A 22,348-nucleotide genomic window follows, 5' to 3' on the forward strand; every position below is an offset into this window, starting at 1 on the left:
TACCGACTGAGCTATCGAGTCAAATTCAATTTCTTGAATGCGGGTGCAAATATACGGTCTTATAATTTATTTTTCAAAGCAATTTTAGCTTAATTTTACGTTTTTTAATCATTTATTCTTAACCTTTTAGTTTATAGGTATTTAATTCCGTTATGAAAATAGTTTTAGTTGGTTATATGGGTTCGGGCAAGTCGGCGGTATCAGAAAAGTTGGCAAAAAAACTAAATTTGAAGGCTTTGGATTTAGATTTTATTATAGAAAAAAACGAAAATCAATCCATCTCTGATTTGTTTTTGAACAAAGGTGAACTTTATTTTAGAAAAAAGGAACATGAGTTTTTGAAAAAAATGCTATCCAAAGAAACTAATTTTGTTTTGAGTTTGGGAGGAGGAACCCCCTGTTATGCCGGAAATCATCTTTTTTTAGAACAGCCTGATGTTGTTTCTATTTATTTAAAAACTTCTATTGAAACATTAACTAATCGTTTAGAATGTGCAAAATCCCAACGCCCATTATTGGCAAATTTGGATAATGATGAGTTAAAAGAATTTATTGGGAAACACCTTTTTGAAAGAAGTTATTATTACAATTTTGCAAAATATATCATTTCAACTGATGCAAAATCTGTTGAAACAATCGTAGATGAAATAGCTGATTTGTTATTCTAAATAAGCGTAATTGTTATTGTTTTCAAAGACAACTTGGACATGTTCTTTTAAAGATGTAGAAAGTGAAATTCCTTTAAAATCAGCTTTAACAGGATATTTTTTATGATTTCGATCTACTAAAACAGCCGTCTTGAATTTCTTTAATGGCACATCTAAAAAGTGTTTTACACCATAAACCAAAGTTGTTCCGGAATTCAAAACATCATCAACCAAAATAAGCCCATTGTTTTGGTATTGTTCTGCACTCAATGATGTTTTTATTGTTTTCGTAGGATTCGTTTTATCAATAATCACTTCACACAAATTGACTTTAAGATTTGAAATTTCAGTCACTTGAGCCGCTAATTTTTGAGCAAAAATATAACCGTTTGAAGCAATACCTGCGATGATAATCTCATTCTCGTCAACAAATGTTTCATAAATTTGATAAGCGATTCGTCGTATTTTATTTTCGATTTCTTTGTGGGATAAAATGATATTTTGAGACATTGTTTTTATTTTTTCTCAAAGATAAAAAACAGTTCTTTATCTTTTCTGGGTTTTATTGAATTATATGCTTTTTCTAATGTTTTAATTTTGAAAAGTGGACTAAAAAGTTTGAAGTATTCTTTTTTATCTCCCCCAAATGGAGGTCCCGTTTCTGATAAAGGAAAATCAAAAAATAACCCAATCAATTTGCCATTTTCTGCAAGTAATTCATGTGTTTTTTGTGCATAATTTTCTCTTAACACAGGATCTAGAGCACAAAAAAAGGTTTGTTCAACAATCAAATCAAAAACATCTTCTAGATTAAAAAAGTCATCTAGGAGAAAATGGGTAGCGGGAACATTTTTGATTCGAAGTTTACTGTTTTCAATTGCGTTTTCAGCAATATCAATAACATAAACATTTGAAAACCCTTGTTGGTGTAGGTATTCTAATTCATAGGAATTTCCGGCACCAGGTATTAAAATTTTGAGGTTTTTGTTTTGTATTTGATCAATATACTCCTTTAATGGTGTTGTAAGCGTGCCAACATCCCAACCAGTATCTTGCGTTTCATAACGTTTGTTCCAATACGTTTTATTGAATTTTATCATCAATTACATCATTTGTATAATCATCAATATCTCTTCGATCTTTCTTTGTTGGTCTTCCTTCGCCGGTTTTACGGTAGTGTTCTTTACTTAATTTAATCATTTCTAAATGAGCAAAAGAGGCTTCCGGTGTTTCGTCTTTTCTGTAAATGTCAACTAATTTGGCTCCAACTCTGTTTGCAGGAATGGCTAAAACGCTAATAATGTATGTAATTTGGTCTTTTCTAAAAGTAATTTTGTCAGAAGGAAATACTTCTTTGGAGGCTTTGGCTAGTTGGCCATTAACTGTTATTTGGTTCTTTTTGCATGCTTCAGTAACCATGTTTCTGGTTTTGTAATAGCGAACACACCAAAGAAATTTATCTACTCTCATAAAAAATCAGAATACTGCGTTAATTTTTTTTACAAAAATAAATCAAAATTGTATCTTGCGGGACAAAAATAATAATAATGAACAGAATAAAAGCCTTTTTGTATGTAATGCTTACGGTTGGATTTTTTACAGCATGTAATAAAGATGATGATAGAAAACCTGAGCCTCTTAGAGATTTCGCAGAGCAATATGCTAAAGATTTCGCAGAAATTGAAACATATCTTGAAACACATTATATAACTGTTACAAACAATCCTGGTTTTCAAGATGATATGGATGTTGTGATTGAAGAAATTCCTGAAGGAGGTACACAAACACCTATTAAAGATCACCCTGATTTGAAATTTAGAATGGTAACATCTAATGGGGTTGAATATAAAGTATATTACTTAAAATTAAGAGAAGGAATTGCCGAAAATCCTTCACCAACAAATGTTGATGCTGTTTTAGCTTCCTATAAGGGAACTTTGTTGAATGGTACTCAATTTGATTATATGGATATTCCTTCAACAATGCTTCGTTTGGACAATGTAATCAGAGGATGGAGTGAAATTTTTCCTCAATTTAAAACCGGAAATTACATAACAAATGGTGATGGTACCGTGAGTTTTACAGATTTTGGTGCAGGTGTTATGTTTATACCTTCAGGTTTAGGTTATTTTAACTTATTTCAAACGAATATTCCCTCTTATTCACCATTAGTTTTTAGTTTCAAATTATATGAAATTGAAAGAATAGATCATGATAATGATGGTATCCCATCTTATTTGGAGGATATTAATGGCGATGGTTATTTGACTAATGAAGACGATACAGATGGCGATGGCATTCCGGATTATAGAGATATAGACGATGACGCTGATGGAAGAATGACCAAAGATGAAATTAAAGATGCTGAAGGTAATATAATTCCTTATGCAGATATTCCGGATTGTAATGGTAATACAACAGATCCAAATCGTTTGCGAAAACATTTAGATCCTAATTGTAATTAGAAAATAGAAAGAAAAAAAATCCCGACATTTTTTTAATTGTCGGGATTTTTTTATGATAGAAAATTAATAATTATTTTCTTTTAATAACTCTTTCCACAGCTTCAACAATTGCTTGATTATTCAGCTTGTATTTTTCCATTAATTGCTCGGGTGTTCCTGATTCTCCAAAAGAATCATTTACAGCTACAAACTCTTGTGGTAAAGGATTGTTAGCTACTAAAGTTCTTGAAACACTTTCACCCAAACCGCCAAGAATATTGTGTTCTTCTGCGGTTACCACACATCCGGTTTTAGCTACTGATTTCAAAATAGCGTCTTCGTCTAGTGGTTTGATAGTATGAATATTAATTACCTCTGCGGAGATACCTTTTTCTGCTAATTTTTCTGCGGCAATCAAGGCTTCCCAAACTAAATGTCCGGTAGCAATAATAGTAACATCATTTCCTTCTTGTAACAAAATCGCTTTGCCAATTATAAAAGGAGCATCATCAGGCATAAAATTTGGCACAACCGGACGACCAAAACGCAAGTAAACCGGACCGTGATAGTCAGCAATTGCAATAGTTGCCGCTTTTGTTTGGTTAAAATCACAGGTGTTAATAACCGTCATTCCCGGTAACATTTTCATCAATCCGATGTCTTCTAAAATTTGGTGCGTTGCTCCGTCTTCACCAAGTGTTAAGCCGGCATGCGAAGCACAAATTTTTACATTTTTATCAGAATAAGCAACAGACTGTCTGATTTGATCGTAAACTCTTCCTGTAGAAAAGTTAGCAAAAGTTCCCGTAAAAGGAATTTTGCCACCAATAGTCAAACCGGCAGCAATGCCAATCATATTCGCTTCAGCAATTCCAACTTGGAAAAAACGTTCCGGATGATTTTTTTTGAAATCATCCATCTTTAATGATCCAATCAAATCGGCACAAAGTGCTACAACATTTTCATTTTTTTGACCTAATTCAGTCAATCCCGCTCCAAAACCTGAACGGGTATCTTTACTTCCTGTATTTATATATTTTTTCATTTTTTTATTGCTATAAGCTTTAGTCAATAGTCAATAAGCATCAGGCTTAAAGCATATTGCGTAAAGCAATTTTAATAATCACCTAACGTTACTGCGTTTTGTTCCAAAGCTTTTGCAAGTTGCTCATCATTTGGAGCTTTTCCATGCCAAGCATGTGTATGCATCATATAATCAACACCATTACCCATTTCAGTATACAATAAAACACAAACCGGTTTTCCTTTGCCTGTTTTTGATTTGGCCTCGTTCATTCCCGAAATGATTGCTTCTAATGAATTTCCTTCTTTGATTTCTAAAACATCCCAATCAAAAGCTTCAAATTTTGCCTTCAAGCTTCCCATGTGTAAAACCTCGTCAGTAGTTCCGTCAATTTGTTTGCCATTCAAATCAATAGTGGCAATTAAATTGTCCACTTTTTTTGCTGAAGCATACATTATGGCTTCCCAGTTTTGACCTTCTTGCAATTCGCCATCACCATGTAATGAATAGATTAAATGATTGTCATTGTTTAGTTTTTTGGCTTGAGCGGCACCAATTGCAACCGATAATCCTTGTCCTAAAGAACCGGATGCCATTCTTATTCCCGGCAATCCTTCGTGTGTAGTTGGGTGACCTTGTAATCTAGAGTTAAGTTTTCTAAAGGTTGCTAATTCCGCTACCGGAAAATAACCACTTCTGGCCAAAACACTGTAAAAAACAGGTGAAATGTGACCGTTAGAAAGAAAAAACAAATCTTCGTCAGCACCATTCATATCAAATGTTTCCTTGCGATTCATTAGATTTTGATATAAGGCTACAAAAAATTCTGCACATCCTAAGGAACCTCCCGGATGTCCGGAGTTTACGGCATGAACCATGCGAAGAATGTCTCGTCTGACTTGAGTTACTAAGTCGTTTAGTTGTTGTGTGTTAAGTTTCATTATGCTTATAATTGTTAAACTGCTGCAAAGGTAATTCAATTATTATATTTTCTAGGTCGGGGGTTTATATTTTTTGGAAAGTTTTAAAGAAAAGTTGTTAGTAAGTCTGGTTTTTTTAATAGATAAATAATTCCTAAATCGCAGATGATAAATGCTATTTCTTTTATCTTTGCCGATTGTAAAATGTATATATGAAATTTGATTTACTTACAACAGACCCAAATTCAAAAGCACGAGCGGGTTCTATTACTACAGATCATGGTGTGATTGAAACACCAATTTTTATGCCTGTTGGAACCGTAGCTTCTGTTAAAGGAGTACATCAACGAGAATTAAAACAAGACATCAATCCGGATATTATTTTAGGCAATACCTATCATTTGTATTTACGACCGCAAACTTCCATTTTAGAGCAAGCCGGTGGATTGCACAAATTTATGAATTGGGATCGAAATATTCTTACCGATAGTGGCGGTTACCAAGTATATTCTTTATCATCTAATCGAAAAATTAAAGAAGAAGGAGTGAAGTTTAAAAGCCATATTGACGGTTCGTATCATTTCTTTTCACCGGAAAACGTGATGGAAATCCAACGAACTATTGGTGCTGATATTATCATGGCTTTTGACGAATGTACGCCTTATCCCTGTGATTACAACTATGCTAGACGTTCCATGCACATGACACATCGTTGGCTCGACAGATGTATCAATCATTTGGAAAAATTACCTTTTAAATACGGCTATGAACAAGCATTTTTTCCAATTGTTCAAGGTAGTACGTATAAAGATTTAAGACAACAATCAGCCGAATATATTGCTAATGCAGATGCGGTTGGTAATGCCATTGGCGGTCTGTCTGTTGGTGAACCGGCCGAAGAAATGTATGCCATGACCGAAGTGGTAACGGCTATTTTGCCACAAAGCAAACCCCGTTATCTGATGGGAGTTGGAACTCCTATTAATATATTAGAAAATATTGCGTTAGGTATTGATATGTTTGACTGTGTGATGCCAACAAGAAATGCCAGAAACGGGATGTTGTTTACCGCAAACGGTTCTATAAATATTAAAAATAAAAAGTGGGAAAATGATTTTTCACCCATAGATGAAATGGGAATTACTTTTGTAGATACTGAATACACAAAGGCTTATTTGAGGCATTTATTTGCTGCCAATGAATATTTAGGAAAACAAATTGCCACCATCCACAATTTAGGATTTTATATGTGGTTGGTTCGCGAAGCCAGAAAACACATTATTGCCGGTGATTTTAGAGTTTGGAAAGAACAAATGGTAAAACAAATGAGTCAACGTCTTTAATAATCCAATAGTCCGACAATCGAATAATCCGATTTTCTAAATGAAAATAATAGATAAATACATTTTAAAACGATACATCGCTACTTTTGTGGTAATGCTGTTGCTTTTTATACCTATTGGGATTGTAATTGACGTTGCCGAAAAAATCAATAAAATTTTAGAAAGTAATGTCCCTTTTAAAGCAGTAGCTATTTATTATTTGGATTTTACAGTTTATTTTGCCAATTTGTTATTTCCCATATTTTTATTTCTTTCTGTAATTTGGTTTACTTCTAAGTTGGCTAACAATACCGAAATTATTGCTATTTTAAGTTCCGGAATTTCTTATACTCGCTTTTTGAGACCTTATTTAATTGGTGCTACTTTGGTTTCTATTTTTGCATTAATTATGGGCTTTTTTCTTGTGCCAAAAGCCAGTAAAGGTTTTAATGATTTTAGATATACCTACCTCAAAAACAATGTTGAAGTACGTCAAAATTCAAATGTTTTCAGACAAATCAGTGATGATGAATTCATATATGTTAGTAATTTTAATTCTGTTTCTAAAACAGCTTTCAATTTTTCATTGGAAAAATTTGAGGGTGAAAGATTAAAATATAAAATCACGGCCGGGCGATTAAAATTTAATGATAATGACAGCACCTATACCATGTTCAATTATCAAAAACGAACAGTAGGCGAGTTTGAAGATATCTTGGAAAGCGAAGTGAAAAAAGACACCGTATTTTCATTTGATTTGGAAGATTTAACACCGGTTATTTATATTGCTGAAACTCTCACCTTGCCGGAGCTTAATCGTTTCATAAAAAAAGAAAGAGACAGAGGAAACGCTAACATTAATACATATTTGGTTGTGCTTTATAAAAAATATAGTTTGCCGGTTACGGCATTTATTTTAACGCTAATTGCAGTGGCTGTTTCTTCAAAAAAGCGACGTGGCGGAATGGGAGTAAACCTCGCTATTGGAATTGTTATCGCCTTTACATTTGTTTTTTTTGATAAGATTTTCGGAACTTTGGCTGAAAAATCAAGTGTTCCTCCGTTAATTGCAGTTTGGTTGCCGAATGTAGTTTTTGGTATATTAGCTTTCTTTTTATTACGCAATGCTAAACGATAACATAAAAAGCTATTTACACCTCCATCTAATAGTGTTTATTTGGGGTTTTACCGCCATTTTGGGTGAATTAATTTCATTAGATGCTTTACCATTGGTTTGGTTTCGAATGATAATGGCAGTTGGATTTATTGTTATTTATTTTCTATTCAAGAAACAATCGCTTTTTATTTCAAAAAAACTGTTACTGCTTTTTCTCTTCCTAGGATTAGTGATAGCCTTACATTGGTTGACGTTTTTTAAAGCGATAAAAGTTTCAAATGTTTCGGTTACACTCGCCTGTCTTTCTACAGGAGCTTTTTTTACCTCTTTTCTGGAACCTATTTTTTACAAACGCCGTATTGTTTGGTATGAAGTTCTTTTTGGATTGGTTGTAGTATTCGGACTTTATATCATTTTTAATTTTGAAGGCGACTATTATTTAGGAATTGTTCTTGCCTTAACATCTGCATTTTTATCCGCTTTGTTTTCTGTTTTAAACGGAAAATTGGCACAAAAATACGACCCAACCGTAATTTCATTTTATGAGTTGTCTGGAGGTGTTTTGTGTTTTTCAATCTACTTGCTTTTTACGAATAGTTTCTCGGCTGAATTTTTTACACTTCAACCCTCCGATTGGATGTATTTGATTATTCTGAGTTCAATCTGCACGGCATATGCTTTTATAGCTTCTGTAAAAGTCATGAAATTTTTAAGTCCTTATACGGTAATGCTTACCATAAATCTGGAACCGGTTTACGGAATAATTTTGGCTCTTTTAATTTTTAAAGAAAAAGAACAAATGAGTTCCGGCTTCTATTTAGGTGCTGTTATAATTGTGGTTACCGTAATTTTAAACGGAATTGTTAAATATTATCTGAAACGTAGAGCTATAGCTAAAAAAGTAAATTTGGGGTAAACGCACTACTCCTTGCTTTAATTTAAATTTACATTAAAAAGTTAGGGATAACATTAAAAATTACTTTTGGTAACAATATAAAATTCTATCTTTGCTTTTCAAACTAAACTAAAATAATTCGACCTATGGAATATTTAGATTTTGAACTTCCCATCAAAGAGTTGGAAGATCAATTAGACAAATGCCAGATTATTGGTGAAGAATCTAATGTTGATGTTACAGCTACATGTAAACAAATCGAGAAGAAATTAGAAGAAACTAAGAAGAAAATATATAAGAATTTATCGGCTTGGCAACGAGTTCAATTATCAAGACATCCAAGCAGACCTTATACAATGGATCATGTTCGTGCACTTTGTGGTGGAACTTTTTTAGAGCTTTTTGGAGACAGAAACTTCAAAGATGACAAGGCCATGATTGGCGGTTTAGGAAAAATAGGTGGACAGTCGTTTATGATTGTAGGCCAACAAAAAGGATTTAACACCAAAACACGTCAGTTCAGAAATTTTGGTATGGCAAACCCTGAAGGGTATAGAAAAGCTCTTCGCTTGATGAAAATGGCAGAGAAGTTTGGAATTCCGGTTCTTACTTTGGTTGACACTCCCGGAGCATATCCGGGCTTAGAAGCTGAAGAAAGAGGTCAAGGGGAAGCCATCGCAAGAAATATTTTTGAAATGTTACGTTTAAAAACACCAATTATTACCGTAATTGTTGGTGAAGGTGCTTCTGGTGGTGCACTTGGAATTGGTGTTGGAGACAGAGTTTATATGTTGGAAAATACTTGGTATTCTGTTATTTCACCTGAATCTTGTTCTTCTATTTTATGGAGAAGTTGGGAATATAAAGAGATTGCTGCAGAAGCCTTGAAATTGACTTCTTATGATATGAAAAAGCAAAAATTGATTGATGAAATCATTCCGGAACCTCTTGGAGGAGCTCATTATGATAGAGAAACTACTTTTAAAACCGTAGAGCAATATATCATCAAAGGATATAATGAATTAAAAGATTTATCAACAGAAGAATTAGTGAGCCAAAGGATGGACAAATACAGCAAAATGGGCGAATTCAAAGAATAAATCTTACAAAAGATAACTTAAATCCGAAGCCTTGAAACTTCGGATTTTTTTTGGGTTATTAACAAAAAAACAATAGTTTTTAACATTGATTTCTAACAACTCTAACACGTTTAATTTTAATTTTTGGTTACATTAGCCTCATGGAAAATTTAAGAAATATTAACCCGATAAAAGTAGATAAAACTACGATCATACATCTTGAAAAAGGAAAGTTACCCCCGCAGGCTTTAGACCTTGAAGAGGCTGTGTTGGGAGCAATGATGATTGACAAAAAAGGTGTAGATGAGGTAATTGATATTTTACAACCCGATGCTTTTTATAAAGAAGCTCACAAATACATTTTTGAAGCGATTGTACAATTGTTTACCGACACTCAACCAATTGACTTATTAACCGTTTCTTCGCAATTAAAAAAAAATGCAAAGTTAGATTTAGTAGGGGGTGATTTTTATTTAATTCAGCTTACTCAAAAAATTGCGTCTTCGGCTCACATTGAATTTCACTCAAGAATTATTCTTCAAAAATACATTCAACGTAGTTTGATTAAAATCTCTTCTGAAATTATTGAAGAATCCTACGATGAAACTACAGATGTTTTTGATTTGTTAGATAAAGCAGAGTCAAAACTCTATGAAGTAACGCAGGGAAATATTAAAAGAAGTTCTGAGACGGCTCAAAGTTTGGTTATTCAAGCCAAAAAAAGAATTGAAGAAATTGCTAATAAAGATGGTTTAAGCGGTGTTGCAACCGGATTTGAAAAACTAGATAAAGTAACCTCGGGTTGGCAACCTAGTGATTTAATTATTATTGCAGCTAGGCCAGGTATGGGAAAAACTGCTTTCGTACTTTCAATGGCGAGAAACATGGCCATTGATTTTCATCAACCGGTAGCTGTTTTTTCGTTAGAGATGTCTTCGGTTCAGTTAATCACTCGTTTGATTTCTTCTGAAACCGGATTGTCTTCTGAAAAATTACGAACCGGAAAATTAGAAAAACACGAATGGGAGCAATTAAGTGTTAAAGTAAAAAACCTCGAAAAAGCCCCTTTATATATTGATGATACGCCCTCGCTATCCATTTTTGACCTTCGAGCAAAAGCAAGACGTTTGTCATCGCAACACGGAATTAAGCTTATCATTGTGGATTACCTTCAATTGATGACTGCCGGAGGCGGTGGAAAAGGTGGAGGAAACAGAGAACAAGAAATTTCAACAATTTCTAGAAATTTAAAAGCTCTTGCAAAAGAGTTAAATGTTCCCGTTATCGCTTTATCACAGCTTTCTCGTGCGGTTGAAACACGTGGTTCAAGCAAAAGACCTTTGCTCTCTGACCTTCGTGAATCCGGAGCAATTGAGCAAGATGCGGATATCGTATCGTTCATTTACCGTCCGGAATATTATAAAATTGACGAATGGGATGACGATGAACAATCGCCAACAGAAGGACAAGCAGAATTTATTATTGCTAAACACAGAAACGGAAGTTTGGAAAACATACGATTAAAATTCATCGGAAATCTTGGTAAATTTGATAATTTAGATGATTTCTCCTCTCCTTACAGTAGTCTTGAATCAAAAATGAATTCAGATGAAGACATTACGTTTTCAACTAAAAATCTTCCAAGTCCAAACGAAGCTTTTGGCAGCAATCTCAACAATGATGAAGATGACAGCGAAGTGCCATTTTAAGATTTAATCCGCGAAAGCGGATTTTTTTTATCATTTTCTTCACATTAAAAAAGTTATCTTTGAAATAAAAAATGGCGATGGGTTTCATTAAAAATTATATTTTACTACTTTTTCTGATTTTGTCTTTCAATGCCAAAGCTTCATTTATTTTGTTGCCAATGGATGAAACGACGCAGCAAAATCATTTAAAAGCTTATGGAATAACATTTTGGGCTTTAGAACAAGATTATAAAGTCAGTTGGTTATTAAACTACAGAGGTGGTTCTTTTTTATTACCCGATGCCCAAGAAATCAGAAAAGAATGCCAAATTCGAGGCGTGAGTTTTGAAATTTTATCAGACGGTCAAACCAATTCCATTCTTGAAGAAATAAGTAGTCCGTCACAAAATATGGAGGCTGTTGTTTTGGAAAAAGCACCAAGAGTGGCAGTATATACACCAAAGGGAAAAAAACCTTGGGATGATGCAGTAACTCTGGTGTTAACTTATGCTGAAATTCCTTTTACTGCGGTTTATGATGAAGAAGTGCTTTCAGACCAATTGCTATTATACGATTGGTTGCATTTGCATCATGAAGATTTTTCGGGTCAATATGGTAAATTTTTTGGGGCTTATAGAAATGCACCTTGGTATATTGAACAAAAAAAAGAATCAGAAGCACTTGCCGCTAAATTGGGATTTACCAAAGTATCTGAAGCTAAATTAGCCGTATCAAAAAAAATTAGAGATTTTGTAATTGGTGGAGGCTTTATGTTTGCAATGTGTTCCGCAACAGATAGTTTTGACATTGCATTATCTGCAGAAGGTGTCGATATTTGTGAACCCATGTTTGATGGCGATGAAAGCGAACCTAATTATCAATCTAAAATTGACTATTCCAAAACATTTGCATTTAAGGATTTTATTTTGGAGCGAAGACCAACAATATATGAGTTTTCAGATATCGACATGACCACCAAGCGAAAAATTCCTATGGATAAAGATTATTTTACTTTAATGGAATATTCTGCAAAATGGGATCCCATTCCAACCATGTTGTGTCAAAATCATACGCAATTAGTAAAAGGGTTTATGGGACAAACAACCGCTTTTGATGCAGATTTAATTAAATCAAATGTTTTGATTATGGGCGAAAATCGCTATAACGGTGAAGCTAGATACATTCACGGAACAAAAGGAAAAGGAATGTTTACATTCTTTGGCGGACACGATCCTGAAGATTACCAACATCTAGTAGGTGATGCTCCAACGGTTTTAGATTTGCACCCAAATTCACCCGGTTATCGATTAATTTTGAATAATGTTTTGTTTCCTGCGGCGAAGAAAAAGAAACAGAAAACGTAATAATTTTCAATTAATAAAAAATCCAAAATTAAGGTTTAATTAATTTTGGATTTTTTTATTAAACCAACTCTAGCAGAAGTTTAGTTTTTTATATTTTATAAACGCTCTTTTTCAAAACTTAGTAAAATTTAATTTAGTTATTCATTTTAAAGTAAAAAGGGTTAATTTCTTGACAAGATTTATTATTAATTGTATCTGAAGGTACATATCTGTATGGCGAGTCTGTAACAAATTCTTTATTGTGACTGTCTGCTACGCCTACTATTGTAACACTGAATTCTTTCTCGCTTTTGTTAAGAAGTCCTTTTTTTGAAAAAACAAAATATTTTCCGCAATAAACATATCTTGGTATTCCTGTATGTAACGAATAGCTTCCTGAATAAATTGTTGCAACTCCTATGGAATCCGAGATTGCTTTGATACCATCATAGAAGAAAGGCAAAACTTTGTTCCCTTTACTATCAACTACTCCCCACTTTCCATTTTTAATGGTTATGAAGTTTTCTTTACTAAATAGTGGGTACAAAGTATCAAAACTATTTTTAGATATTTCGATATCGTTTGATTTTTTATGTACACTACATGAGATTATCATTAAAACCGACAGAATCAATAAAAAATATGTAGTGATATATTTAATAATCATTTAGTTTCTTTTATTCTGATTGTGAGTATACGGTTAACTTTGATAAAGTTCGAAACTTTGTCAATGTTTTTTATCAATTCAACTCAAATTCTCCTCATTCTCCTTATCCAAATATTCCTGAACAATTTCAATTGCATTGGTTACCACATCGCTTAAAGCTGTAATAAAAGTACCTTCATCTGCAATATTAATGGCGTGTTTAATAGCTTCAATTTCTTTTGGAATAATTTCATACGTAACCGGGCGATTCGCTTTTTGAATACCTTCTAAAATTAAATCGATAATTTCCTGTTCAGTTCTGCCTCTCAAATGTTTCTCCTGACGAATGATAATATGGTCAAACATTCTTGCAGCTATTTCTGCACAGTCACGAATGTCTTCATCTCTTCTGTCACCAACTCCTGCAATAATTCCTATTTTTCGCGTGGCTTCAATATTGTTTAATAAATCTTCAATGGCAGAATATCCTGCGGGATTATGTGCAAAATCAATCATGACCTTGAATCGCTTGAATTCAAAAATATTCATTCTGCCGGGAGTTTGTGCCACACTCGGTATAAAGGTTTGTAATGACAAACTGATGTCTTCAGTTTTAAAACCATATAAATAACTGGCCAAAGTTGCTGCCAACACATTTTGAATCATAAATTTCGCTTTTCCACCAAGGGTTAACGGAATGTGTAATGCTTTTTCAACCCGTATTTTCCAATCGCCTTTTTTTATGGTAATAAAACCGTTTTCATATACGGCAACAATTTTTCCTTCTCTACTGAGTTTTTTTGCAACCGGATTTTCTTCATCCATAGAGAAATAAGCAATATTACAACTCAAATCGTTCGCAATTTTTAAACATTGATCATCCTCGGCATTCAAAACTGCCCAACCGTCTTTTTTGACACTTCTCACAACCACACTTTTTACTCGGGCTAAATCGTCTAAGGTGTCAATATCATTCAATCCCAAATGGTCTTCACGGATGTTAGTAATTATAGCAATATCACATCGGCTAAAGCCTAACCCTGCTCTCAAAATTCCACCTCTTGCAGTTTCTAAGACGGCAAATTCCACCGTGGGATCTTTTAAAATATATTCGGCACTAAGTGGTCCGGTTGTATCACCTTTTTCCAACATATGGTTTTGAATGTAAATGCCATCTGAAGTGGTAAAACCAACGCGATAACCATTGTTTTTAACAATATGAGCCATCAGTCGGGTAGTGGTAGTTTTTCCGTTTGTTCCAGTTATGGCAACAATTGGAATTCTACTTGGTTTTCCCGGAGGATACAACATGTCGATTACCGGAGCGGCAACGTTTCTGGGCAATCCTTCAGATGGTGCCAAATGCATTCTGAAACCGGGTGCCGCATTAACTTCTAAAATGACACCACCATTTTCTTTTAGGGGTTGTGTTAAATTTTCTGCCATAATATCTATACCGCATACATCTAATCCAATGACTCTTGAAATACGTTCTGCTAAGAAGATATTTTCCGGGTGCATCATATCAGTGACATCTACAGAAGTTCCTCCTGTACTTAAATTGGCAGTTGATTTTAAATAAACGGTTTCGCCATTGTTGGGAATGGTTTCAAGGGTATAGCCTAATTTTTCCAATAAATCCGTTGTATCTCTATCAACAGTAATTTCTGTTAACACATTTTCATGGCCATAACCACGTCTCGGATCTTTATTAGTTGTATCGATGAGTTCTTGAATGGTATGCTTACCGTCACCTAAAACATGAGCCGGAACTCTTTTGGCTGCGGCAACTAACTTGTTGTCAATTACTAAAACTCTAAAGTCAAAACCGGTTATAAATTTCTCAACAATAACCCTTCTACTGTATTTTTTTGCGTGTGCCAAACCCTCAACAGCGTCTTCCCAAGTAACAACATTGATGGAAGCTCCTTTGCCGTGATTACCGTCCAAAGGCTTAATTACAATTGGGTATCCAATTTTTTTAATGGTGAGTTCTAAATCCTCTTCGTCAACACAAATCGAACCACTGGCAACGGGGATGGAAGCCATATCTAACATTCGCTTGGTTTCTTCTTTGTTACAAGCAATATCCACCGCAATATTACTGGTTTTGCAGGTAATGGTGGCTTGAAATCGCATTTGATTTACACCATAACCCAACTGAACTAAGGAATTTGTTCCCAATCGAATCCACGGAATATCTCTCGAAACAGCTTCTTCAACTATACTTCCGGTTGAAGGGCCTAGTCGAACTCGCTCTCTGATTTCTTTCATTTTTTGTATGTCGGATTCCAAATCATAATCGGTTCCAGCAATCAAAGCTTCTGCAATTCTAACGGAACTTTCTGCGGCAAACATCCCCACATTTTCTTCCGTATAACTAAAAACCACATTATAAATTCCCGGAGTTTTGGTTTCACGAGTTCTGCCAAAGCCGGTTTCCATACCTGCTAGAGTTTGAATTTCTAAGGCAATATGTTCAATAACATGACCCATCCAAGTGCCTCTCTCTATACGCATAAAGAAACCTCCTCGAACTCCTTCAGAACAACGATGTTCTATCATGGTTGGAAACATAGCTTCCAATCTTTCTCTGAAACCGTCAATTTTGTTAGTAGGAAATTGTTCCATCTCTTCTAAATCGAGACGCATTTGAATGAGTTTTTTGCGTTGAATGCTCCAAAGATTCGGACCTCGAAGAGCTTGAATTTTTAATATTTTCATAAATCAGAAAATTGATTGGTTGAATTAAGTTTTGTATTGTGTAATGAATTTGTTAAAAATAAGGAATATTTGCTTTACTAAAATAGTTTTTTTGATTGGTTTGCCAAAATTTATTCTTTTAGATAGGAAAAATTTAAAAAATGAATTGATTTTCAGATTTTTAAAACATAATTTAAATTTTTGTTTGTCAGAAGCAGTATTGACAAGGGTTGAGCAAAATTCTATAATTGTTGCAGAAAAAATTATATTGAATTTAAATCGCATTCAAAATCCATTGGTTAGTTTTAAGTTTTTGCTATTTTTACCAAATGAATAGTAGAGGAAAATTAATAATCATAGGAGGTGCTGTAGACAAGGGAAGTTTTACAGAATCTAGTTTTGATAAGGACGTTTCAAAGAATATGAATTTCTTTGAAAAAGGAATATTAAAACGAATAATTGAAGAGTCTAAATACAAAGAAAAATCTAGAATAGAAGTTATAACTACAGCTTCAAATATTCCTCGTGAAGTTGGCCCGGAATATGCAAAAGCATTTCGGTATTTGAATGCCACAAATGTTGATGTTTTGTATATTGAGAAACGAGAGCAAGCCGGTGAAAAAGAAGTTTTAGATCGTTTAACAGCCGCAGATGTTGTTATGTTTACAGGAGGTGATCAATTGCGGTTGTCATCGATTTTAGGAGGCACAAAATTCCATGATATTATTTTGAATAAATATAAAAATGAAGATTTTATTTATGCAGGAACTTCTGCCGGAGCTGCGGCTGCGTCAAATAATATGATTTATCAAGGAAGTAGTCATGAAGCTTTATTAAAAGGCGAAGTGAAAATAACCAGCGGTTTAGGTTTGATTGATGATGTAGTCATAGATACTCATTTTGTTCAGCGTGGAAGAATCGGTAGACTTTTTCAAGCTGTAGTCGGAAACCCAAAAGTATTAGGAATAGGATTGGGTGAAGATACCGGACTTTTAATCACAAACAATACAAAAATGGAGGCTATTGGCTCCGGTTTAGTTATTTTGGTTGATGGAAGAGAAATAAAAGATACAAATTTAACCCAGGTTGAATTAGGACAGCCAATTTCTATCAATCATTTAGTGACGCATGTAATGAGTATGCACGATACTTTCGATTTAGAAACGTATAAAATGCACATTCATTCTTCACAATATATATAAGATGGTGAAAGGTAATGGGTAAAAGGTAATCGATATTTCCTTTCGCCCATTACCTTTTACCTTGTACCATTTAAAAAATGAAAATAATCATCCACGGAGGCTTTTTCTCAGAATCAACTACAAATTTAGAAACTAAAATTGCTAAACAAGAGGCTTTGTTGCGGATTGTTAAGGAATCGTATCATTTTCTTCGAACGCATTCTGCCTTAGAAACGGTTGTTTTTGCAGTTTCACTTTTAGAGGATGATGAATTGTTCAATGCCGGAATTGGTTCTCAAATTCAGAGTGATGGAAAGATTAGAATGAGTGCCGCTTTGATGGATGGAACTTCAATGAAAATGAGTGGTGTGATTAATATAGAAGACGTAAAGAATCCCATTCAAGTTGCCGAAGTTTTGATGAATGTTGACGATAGAATTTTAGGGGGAAGCGGAGCAACAAACTTTGCCAGAAAACAGGGTTTTGAATCTTTTTCAACTGAGACACTACAACGCAGAGCTGAATATGAAGCTAAAGTAAAAGCAATCGGAACAGGTACCGTTGGCTGTGTAGCTTTAGATGATGAAGGAAAAATCGCTGTAGCCACTTCAACCGGTGGAAAAGGTTTTGAAATTCCTGGGCGTATTTCAGATTCCGCTACAGTAGCCGGAAATTATGCTAATGAGTTTTGTGGTGTAAGCTTAACCGGAGTGGGCGAAGATATTGTAAGTGGGGCAGTGGCTACAAAAATAGTGACTCGTGTAACTGATGGTTTTTCATTGGAAGCAGCATTCGAAAAAACATTCAACGAACTAAAACCCTTTGATGGTTTTGCCGGAGCCATAGCTATCGATAAAAAAGGAAATATATATCATCAAGATTCACATTCATCAATGGTTTTTGCAAGTTTTGATGGGGAAAAGGAAGAGGTTTTTAATTAACTAACTCAATTTTTAATCTTGTTTGAATTTTGTGAATGATAAAAAAATGTCTTTGTTTAGCGAAATACTAAACGCTAAACTCATAAAAATACACCACGAAATTAAAAAGGATGGAAACTTTTCTACTCCAAACTGTAAGTAGGCATTTTTAGAAAAAATCAGCATTATAGAAACTACCAGAATATAGCATACTGTAATAGCTAAAAAGCTAAATTTAAAATCACTTATTTTAAATAGAAAAGAATTAAAGTAAAACAATAATAAAGCTGCCAAGTAACCACCAATGGTTATCATTATAATTCCTTCATATTCCGTGATTTCTTCAGATGAAATAGCAATTAACCATTCGTCAAAGAAATAGATGACAATTGCTAAACCTAAGAAAACTAAATAACTTTGGCCTAAAGTTAAGAGTATACCCAGAGAACGACTTGTTTTTAATTTATCTAAATTGGGCAAACTAACCGATAAAGCAAACACTAGTGGAAGGTAAAACAATGCTTTTTCTACAGAAGGAACCGCTATCATAGTAACTATTACTAACAGAGAGCCTAATACAATTCGAAACATACCTTTGAGTTTATTGACAAAAATTATTTTTGTATAAATATAATACAAATAAAAAAGTGCTGCCTAAAAAGACAGCACTTTTATTTATAAGTAAGTTAAAATCGGGTTTAAAAAACGTTTATTTTACTTTATTCAAAATTGCTTTAAAAGCCTCCGGATGATTCATTGCTAAATCAGCAAGTACTTTACGGTTCAATTCGATACCGTTAGCTTTTACTTTTCCGATAAATTGAGAATAACTCATTCCTTCCAATCTTGCACCTGCGTTAATACGCATAATCCATAACGAGCGGAAGTTTCTTTTGTTTTGTCTTCTGTCACGGTAAGCATAAACTAAGGCTTTTTCAACCGCGTTTTTAGCTACCGTCCAAACGTTTTTACGTCTACCAAAGTAACCTTTGGCTTGCTTTAATACTTTTTTTCTTCGTGCTCTTTTAGCAACAGAATTTACTGATCTTGGCATAATTTTCTTGTTTTTTTGTAGCAGGCGTCCCGAATTTAATCAAGGGAACTTATCGGCCATACTCCAAGGTTATTAAATAATTTTTAACCTAAAGAATTTTTAAAAAAGTGTTCAGTTTTCAGATTTTTAGTATTCAGTTCTAAAACTGATCACTAAGTACTGATCACTGCATACTTAATTAAATGATTCTTAATTGTTGTTTAATGCTTTTCTCATCGGTTTTGTGAACCAAAGTCGAATGAGTTAAAGCTAACTTACGCTTTTTAGATTTTTTAGTCAAAATGTGACTTTTAAAAGCGTGTTTTCTCTTGATTTTTCCAGAGCCAGTTACTTTGAATCGCTTCTTTGCACTGGATTTTGTTTTCATTTTAGGCATAATTTCCCAAATTTATTTGTGATTCAACTTACTTACTTATTTTTTAGTTTCTGTTTAGCTAAGAAACTAAGTAACTCAGAATAATCTCAGCAACTCAGAACCTCAGTTGCTCAGCAACTTACTTCTTCTTTTTCGGAGCAATGAACATAATCATTCTCTTTCCCTCAAGTACAGGTAAAGCCTCAACTTTTCCATATTCTTCTAAATCTTGAGCCAAGCGTAATAAAAGAATTTGGCCCTGTTCTTTATAAATAATAGAACGTCCTTTAAAAAACACAAAGGCTTTTAATTTGGCTCCTTCTTTTAAGAATTTCTCAGCATTCTTTTTCTTAAACTCATAATCATGTTCGTCAGTCTGAGGTCCAAATCGAATCTCCTTGACAACAATTTGAGACGATTTAGCTTTGAGCATTTTTTCACGCTTCTTCTGCTCGTAGATAAACTTACCATAATCCATAAGCTTACATACTGGCGGTTCAGCGTTTGGAGAAATTTCAACTAAATCTACTTCAAATTGTTCAGCCAATCGTAAGGCTTCACCAATTTTAAATACTCCGGGTTCAATATTTTCTCCTACCAAGCGAACTTCTGGTACACGAATTTCTGAATTTGTTCTGTGTGCCGCTTTTTTTTCTACTCTGGGTTGATAACCCCTGTTGTTTCTAATTGCTATGACTGTAAAGTTTTAGTTAGACTTAAATTCTTTTAATGTTTTCTTTATTTCTTCATTTACAATAGTCGCAAATTCTTCTATCGTACATGTGATATTTCCTTTTCCTTCTTGACCGTGACGTCGTACAGAAATTGTATTGTTTTTTTCTTCTTCTTCACCAACTATAAGCATGAAAGGGATTTTACTCACCTCTGCTTCTCTAATTTTCTTCCCAATTGTCTCATTGCGGTTGTCAATCAGGCCGCGAATTTCGTGATTTTCTAGCAGATTTAAAACTTTTTTGGCATAATTTTCATATTTCTCACTTAAACTCAATATAATAGCCTGTTCAGGCATTAACCATAGTGGGAAATTTCCTGCCGTATGCTCCAGTAGTATTGCTATAAATCGTTCCATTGAACCAAATGGTGCTCTGTGAATCATCACCGGACGGTGCATTTCATTGTCAGCTCCTTTATAATTCAATTCAAAACGCTCGGGTAAATTATAATCTACTTGAATTGTTCCCAATTGCCATTGTCTGCCCAAAGCATCTTTCACCATAAAGTCTAATTTTGGTCCGTAAAAAGCAGCTTCACCACTTTCAATAACATAATTCAATCCTTTATCACGAGCCGCACTAATAATGGCATTTTCAGCTTTTTCCCAGTTCTCAACGCTGCCAATATATTTATCAGGATTTTCTAGGTCTCTAACAGAAACCTGAGCAGTAAAATTTTCAAACCCTAAAGAACCAAAAACATAAAGCACTAAATCAATTACATTTTTAAACTCGGCATCCAATTGATCAGGCGTACAAAAAATATGTGCATCGTCTTGTGTAAATCCGCGAACTCTTGTTAATCCATGCAATTCACCACTTTGCTCGTAACGATAAACCGTTCCGAATTCAGCATAACGTTTCGGTAAATCTTTATAACTCCAAGGCCTTGTATTGTAAATCTCACAGTGATGCGGACAATTCATCGGCTTTAATAAAAACTCTTCGCCTTCTGCCGGCGTGTTAATCGGCTGAAAGCTATCAGCTCCATATTTCGCATAATGCCCCGAAGTAACATACAATTCTTTCTGACCAATATGTGGCGTTACCACTTGCTCATAACCTGCTTTTTTCTGAGCCTTTTTCAAAAATTGCTCCAAACGATCACGTAAAGCAGCTCCTTTTGGCAACCATAATGGCAAACCTTGACCTACTTTTTGTGAGAAAGCAAATAAATCCAACTCTTTCCCTAGCTTTCTGTGATCTCTGCGTTTCGCTTCTTCCAACAACTCCAAATATTCTGTCAAATCTTTCTGCTTCGGAAACGAAATTCCGTAAACACGAGTCAATTGCTTGTTCTTTTCATCACCACGCCAATACGCACCTGCCACACTCATGATTTTCATTGCCTTAATCAATCCTGTATTCGGAATATGGCCACCGCGACACAAATCAAAAAAGTTAGCATGATCACAAAACGTAATCGTTCCGTCTTCTAAATTCGAAATCAATTCCGTCTTATATTCATTGTTTTTATACACTTCCAAAGCCTCCACCTTCGAGACCGAACGCATTTTAAACTCGTGCTTCTCTCTCGAAACCTCTAAAACTCTATCTTCAATCGCTTTAAAATCGGCTTCCGTAATTTTAGTATCACCAAAATCTACGTCATAATAAAATCCATTATCAATCGCCGGACCAAGCGTTAACTTAATGCCCGGATATTGCTCCTCCAAAACCTGAGCCATCACGTGCGAAGTCGAATGCCAAAAAGCCTTCTTACCTTCTTTATCATTCCACGTATACAATAGGAGTGAACCGTCAGTGGTCAATTCCGTCGTCGTTTCCACAGTAGTGCCGTTGTATGAGGCTGAAATTACATTTCTCGCCAAACCTTCACTGATACTTCTCGCAACATCCATCGGAGTCGAATGCTTCTCAAACTCCTTAACCGAACCGTCAGGTAAACTAATTTTTATCATGCCTAAAATTTTATGGACTGCAAATATATAAGATTACAAAATCCCACACAATATATATTAGGTAATATTAAAACAACATTTTTTTCTATTTCCAGAAGCCATTTCCCGCTTTCCATTCCAAGCTTGTTTGTCATGTTGTTTTTTTCTAAGTCAAAAAAAGAGCTTCCGTTGGTCGCTTTTTTTTGCCAAGAAAAAATACAACAATCCTTCACAAGGCTTTCCATTACAATCGGGGCTAGTGGAGCAGTAGTAAAAAGAAGTTTCGGGTTTCTTAAGCTTCGTGCCTTTCTTTCTTAGTGGCAGACAACTATTGCGAAGCAATCCCATTCTTTGTATTCCTTGCTTTCTGTGAGA

At 34.4% G+C, this 22,348-nt stretch carries 23 protein-coding genes; 10 read left to right on the plus strand and 13 right to left on the minus strand.

What is annotated here, in order from left to right:
• Positions 1-152 precede the first annotated feature (152 nt).
• A complete protein-coding gene (locus tag B3L86_RS08160) occupies positions 153-668 on the plus strand; it encodes a shikimate kinase (RefSeq protein ID WP_291117481.1) in 516 nt (171 codons plus the stop codon).
• Here the strand turns inward: B3L86_RS08160 and B3L86_RS08165 are convergent.
• From B3L86_RS08165 to B3L86_RS08175, 3 genes are read right to left on the minus strand one after another with little or no spacing between them, the layout of a single operon-like run.
• Positions 660-1,157: a phosphoribosyltransferase domain-containing protein gene (locus B3L86_RS08165; RefSeq protein WP_291117483.1), complete on the minus strand. Its 498-nt coding sequence runs from the start codon at positions 1,155-1,157 to the stop codon at positions 660-662. The two genes, B3L86_RS08160 and B3L86_RS08165, sit on opposite strands and share 9 nt — an antisense overlap.
• A gap of 5 nt (positions 1,158-1,162) precedes the next feature.
• A complete protein-coding gene (locus tag B3L86_RS08170; protein ID WP_291117485.1) occupies positions 1,163-1,747 on the minus strand; it encodes a methyltransferase domain-containing protein in 585 nt (194 codons plus the stop codon).
• On the minus strand, positions 1,731-2,117 hold the full coding sequence (locus B3L86_RS08175; RefSeq protein ID WP_291117487.1) for an RNA-binding S4 domain-containing protein: 387 nt from the start codon (positions 2,115-2,117) through the stop codon (positions 1,731-1,733). The genes B3L86_RS08170 and B3L86_RS08175 overlap by 17 nt, the downstream gene beginning before the upstream one ends.
• Before the next feature lie 77 nt (positions 2,118-2,194).
• Between B3L86_RS08175 and B3L86_RS08180 the strand changes: the two genes are divergently transcribed.
• The gene (locus B3L86_RS08180; RefSeq protein WP_291117489.1) at positions 2,195-3,112 is read left to right on the plus strand and encodes an FKBP-type peptidyl-prolyl cis-trans isomerase; all 918 of its coding nucleotides are present in this window, start codon (positions 2,195-2,197) and stop codon (positions 3,110-3,112) included.
• A 70-nt stretch (positions 3,113-3,182) separates the two neighbouring features.
• Here the strand turns inward: B3L86_RS08180 and B3L86_RS08185 are convergent, their stop codons facing one another.
• Together B3L86_RS08185 and B3L86_RS08190 are read right to left on the minus strand one after the other, a co-directional pair.
• The gene (locus tag B3L86_RS08185) at positions 3,183-4,136 is read right to left on the minus strand and encodes a transketolase family protein (RefSeq protein ID WP_291117492.1); all 954 of its coding nucleotides are present in this window, start codon (positions 4,134-4,136) and stop codon (positions 3,183-3,185) included.
• A gap of 71 nt (positions 4,137-4,207) precedes the next feature.
• Positions 4,208-5,056, minus strand: a complete 849-nt coding sequence (locus tag B3L86_RS08190; protein ID WP_291117495.1) for a transketolase — start codon at positions 5,054-5,056, stop codon at positions 4,208-4,210.
• A gap of 191 nt (positions 5,057-5,247) precedes the next feature.
• On the opposite strand from B3L86_RS08190, the gene tgt reads away from it, so the two are divergent.
• The 6 genes from tgt to B3L86_RS08220 all read left to right on the plus strand — a co-directional run bounded on the left by tgt (position 5,248) and on the right by B3L86_RS08220 (position 12,500).
• Complete coding sequence (gene tgt / locus B3L86_RS08195) at positions 5,248-6,378, plus strand: tRNA guanosine(34) transglycosylase Tgt (protein ID WP_188362349.1); 1,131 nt, start codon at positions 5,248-5,250, stop codon at positions 6,376-6,378.
• A gap of 40 nt (positions 6,379-6,418) precedes the next feature.
• A complete protein-coding gene (locus B3L86_RS08200) occupies positions 6,419-7,495 on the plus strand; it encodes an LptF/LptG family permease (protein ID WP_291117500.1) in 1,077 nt (358 codons plus the stop codon).
• Complete coding sequence (locus tag B3L86_RS08205; RefSeq protein WP_291117503.1) at positions 7,482-8,390, plus strand: DMT family transporter; 909 nt, start codon at positions 7,482-7,484, stop codon at positions 8,388-8,390. Before B3L86_RS08200 ends, B3L86_RS08205 begins: the two co-directional genes overlap by 14 nt.
• A 125-nt stretch (positions 8,391-8,515) precedes the next feature.
• Entirely contained in the window at positions 8,516-9,469 is a 954-nt protein-coding gene (locus B3L86_RS08210; RefSeq protein ID WP_291117505.1) for an acetyl-CoA carboxylase carboxyltransferase subunit alpha, read from the plus strand.
• Between the two features lie 140 nt (positions 9,470-9,609).
• Complete coding sequence (gene dnaB / locus B3L86_RS08215) at positions 9,610-11,157, plus strand: replicative DNA helicase (protein WP_291117508.1); 1,548 nt, start codon at positions 9,610-9,612, stop codon at positions 11,155-11,157.
• Positions 11,158-11,234: 77 nt separating this feature from the next.
• Positions 11,235-12,500 carry an asparagine synthetase B gene (locus B3L86_RS08220; RefSeq protein WP_291117511.1) on the plus strand — a complete coding sequence of 422 codons (1,266 nt, stop codon included), beginning with the start codon at positions 11,235-11,237 and terminating at the stop codon, positions 12,498-12,500.
• Positions 12,501-12,633: 133 nt separating this feature from the next.
• Here B3L86_RS08220 and B3L86_RS08225 read toward each other — a convergent pair whose 3' ends face one another.
• Together B3L86_RS08225 and cphA are read right to left on the minus strand one after the other, a co-directional pair.
• Positions 12,634-13,026: a hypothetical protein gene (locus B3L86_RS08225; protein WP_291117514.1), complete on the minus strand. Its 393-nt coding sequence runs from the start codon at positions 13,024-13,026 to the stop codon at positions 12,634-12,636.
• 198 nt (positions 13,027-13,224) lie between these two features.
• Positions 13,225-15,849 carry a cyanophycin synthetase gene (gene cphA, locus B3L86_RS08230; protein ID WP_291117517.1) on the minus strand — a complete coding sequence of 875 codons (2,625 nt, stop codon included), beginning with the start codon at positions 15,847-15,849 and terminating at the stop codon, positions 13,225-13,227.
• A 308-nt stretch (positions 15,850-16,157) separates the two neighbouring features.
• Between cphA and B3L86_RS08235 the strand changes: the two genes are divergently transcribed.
• Complete coding sequence (locus B3L86_RS08235) at positions 16,158-17,030, plus strand: cyanophycinase (RefSeq protein WP_291117520.1); 873 nt, start codon at positions 16,158-16,160, stop codon at positions 17,028-17,030.
• A 77-nt stretch (positions 17,031-17,107) separates the two neighbouring features.
• A complete protein-coding gene (locus tag B3L86_RS08240; protein WP_291117523.1) occupies positions 17,108-17,950 on the plus strand; it encodes an isoaspartyl peptidase/L-asparaginase in 843 nt (280 codons plus the stop codon).
• 12 nt (positions 17,951-17,962) lie between these two features.
• Here B3L86_RS08240 and B3L86_RS08245 read toward each other — a convergent pair whose 3' ends face one another.
• The 6 genes from B3L86_RS08245 to B3L86_RS08270 form a co-directional block, all read right to left on the minus strand.
• Positions 17,963-18,520 (minus strand): hypothetical protein, encoded by a 558-nt coding sequence (locus B3L86_RS08245; protein WP_291117525.1) that lies wholly within the window; start codon positions 18,518-18,520, stop codon positions 17,963-17,965.
• 118 nt (positions 18,521-18,638) lie between these two features.
• The gene (gene rplT, locus B3L86_RS08250; RefSeq protein ID WP_291117528.1) at positions 18,639-18,983 is read right to left on the minus strand and encodes a 50S ribosomal protein L20; all 345 of its coding nucleotides are present in this window, start codon (positions 18,981-18,983) and stop codon (positions 18,639-18,641) included.
• A 178-nt stretch (positions 18,984-19,161) separates the two neighbouring features.
• Positions 19,162-19,359 carry a 50S ribosomal protein L35 gene (gene rpmI, locus B3L86_RS08255; RefSeq protein ID WP_091398482.1) on the minus strand — a complete coding sequence of 66 codons (198 nt, stop codon included), beginning with the start codon at positions 19,357-19,359 and terminating at the stop codon, positions 19,162-19,164.
• Between the two features lie 118 nt (positions 19,360-19,477).
• Entirely contained in the window at positions 19,478-19,939 is a 462-nt protein-coding gene (gene infC / locus B3L86_RS08260; protein WP_229734133.1) for a translation initiation factor IF-3, read from the minus strand.
• A gap of 105 nt (positions 19,940-20,044) precedes the next feature.
• Positions 20,045-21,994 carry a threonine--tRNA ligase gene (gene thrS, locus B3L86_RS08265; RefSeq protein ID WP_291117531.1) on the minus strand — a complete coding sequence of 650 codons (1,950 nt, stop codon included), beginning with the start codon at positions 21,992-21,994 and terminating at the stop codon, positions 20,045-20,047.
• Positions 21,995-22,144: 150 nt separating this feature from the next.
• On the minus strand, positions 22,145-22,348 hold a 204-nt coding region (locus tag B3L86_RS08270; RefSeq protein WP_291117534.1), incomplete at its 5' end, for a hypothetical protein.

Source organism: Flavobacterium sp. UBA6135, assembly GCF_002428305.1.
Taxonomy (GTDB): Bacteria; Bacteroidota; Bacteroidia; order Flavobacteriales; family Flavobacteriaceae; genus Flavobacterium.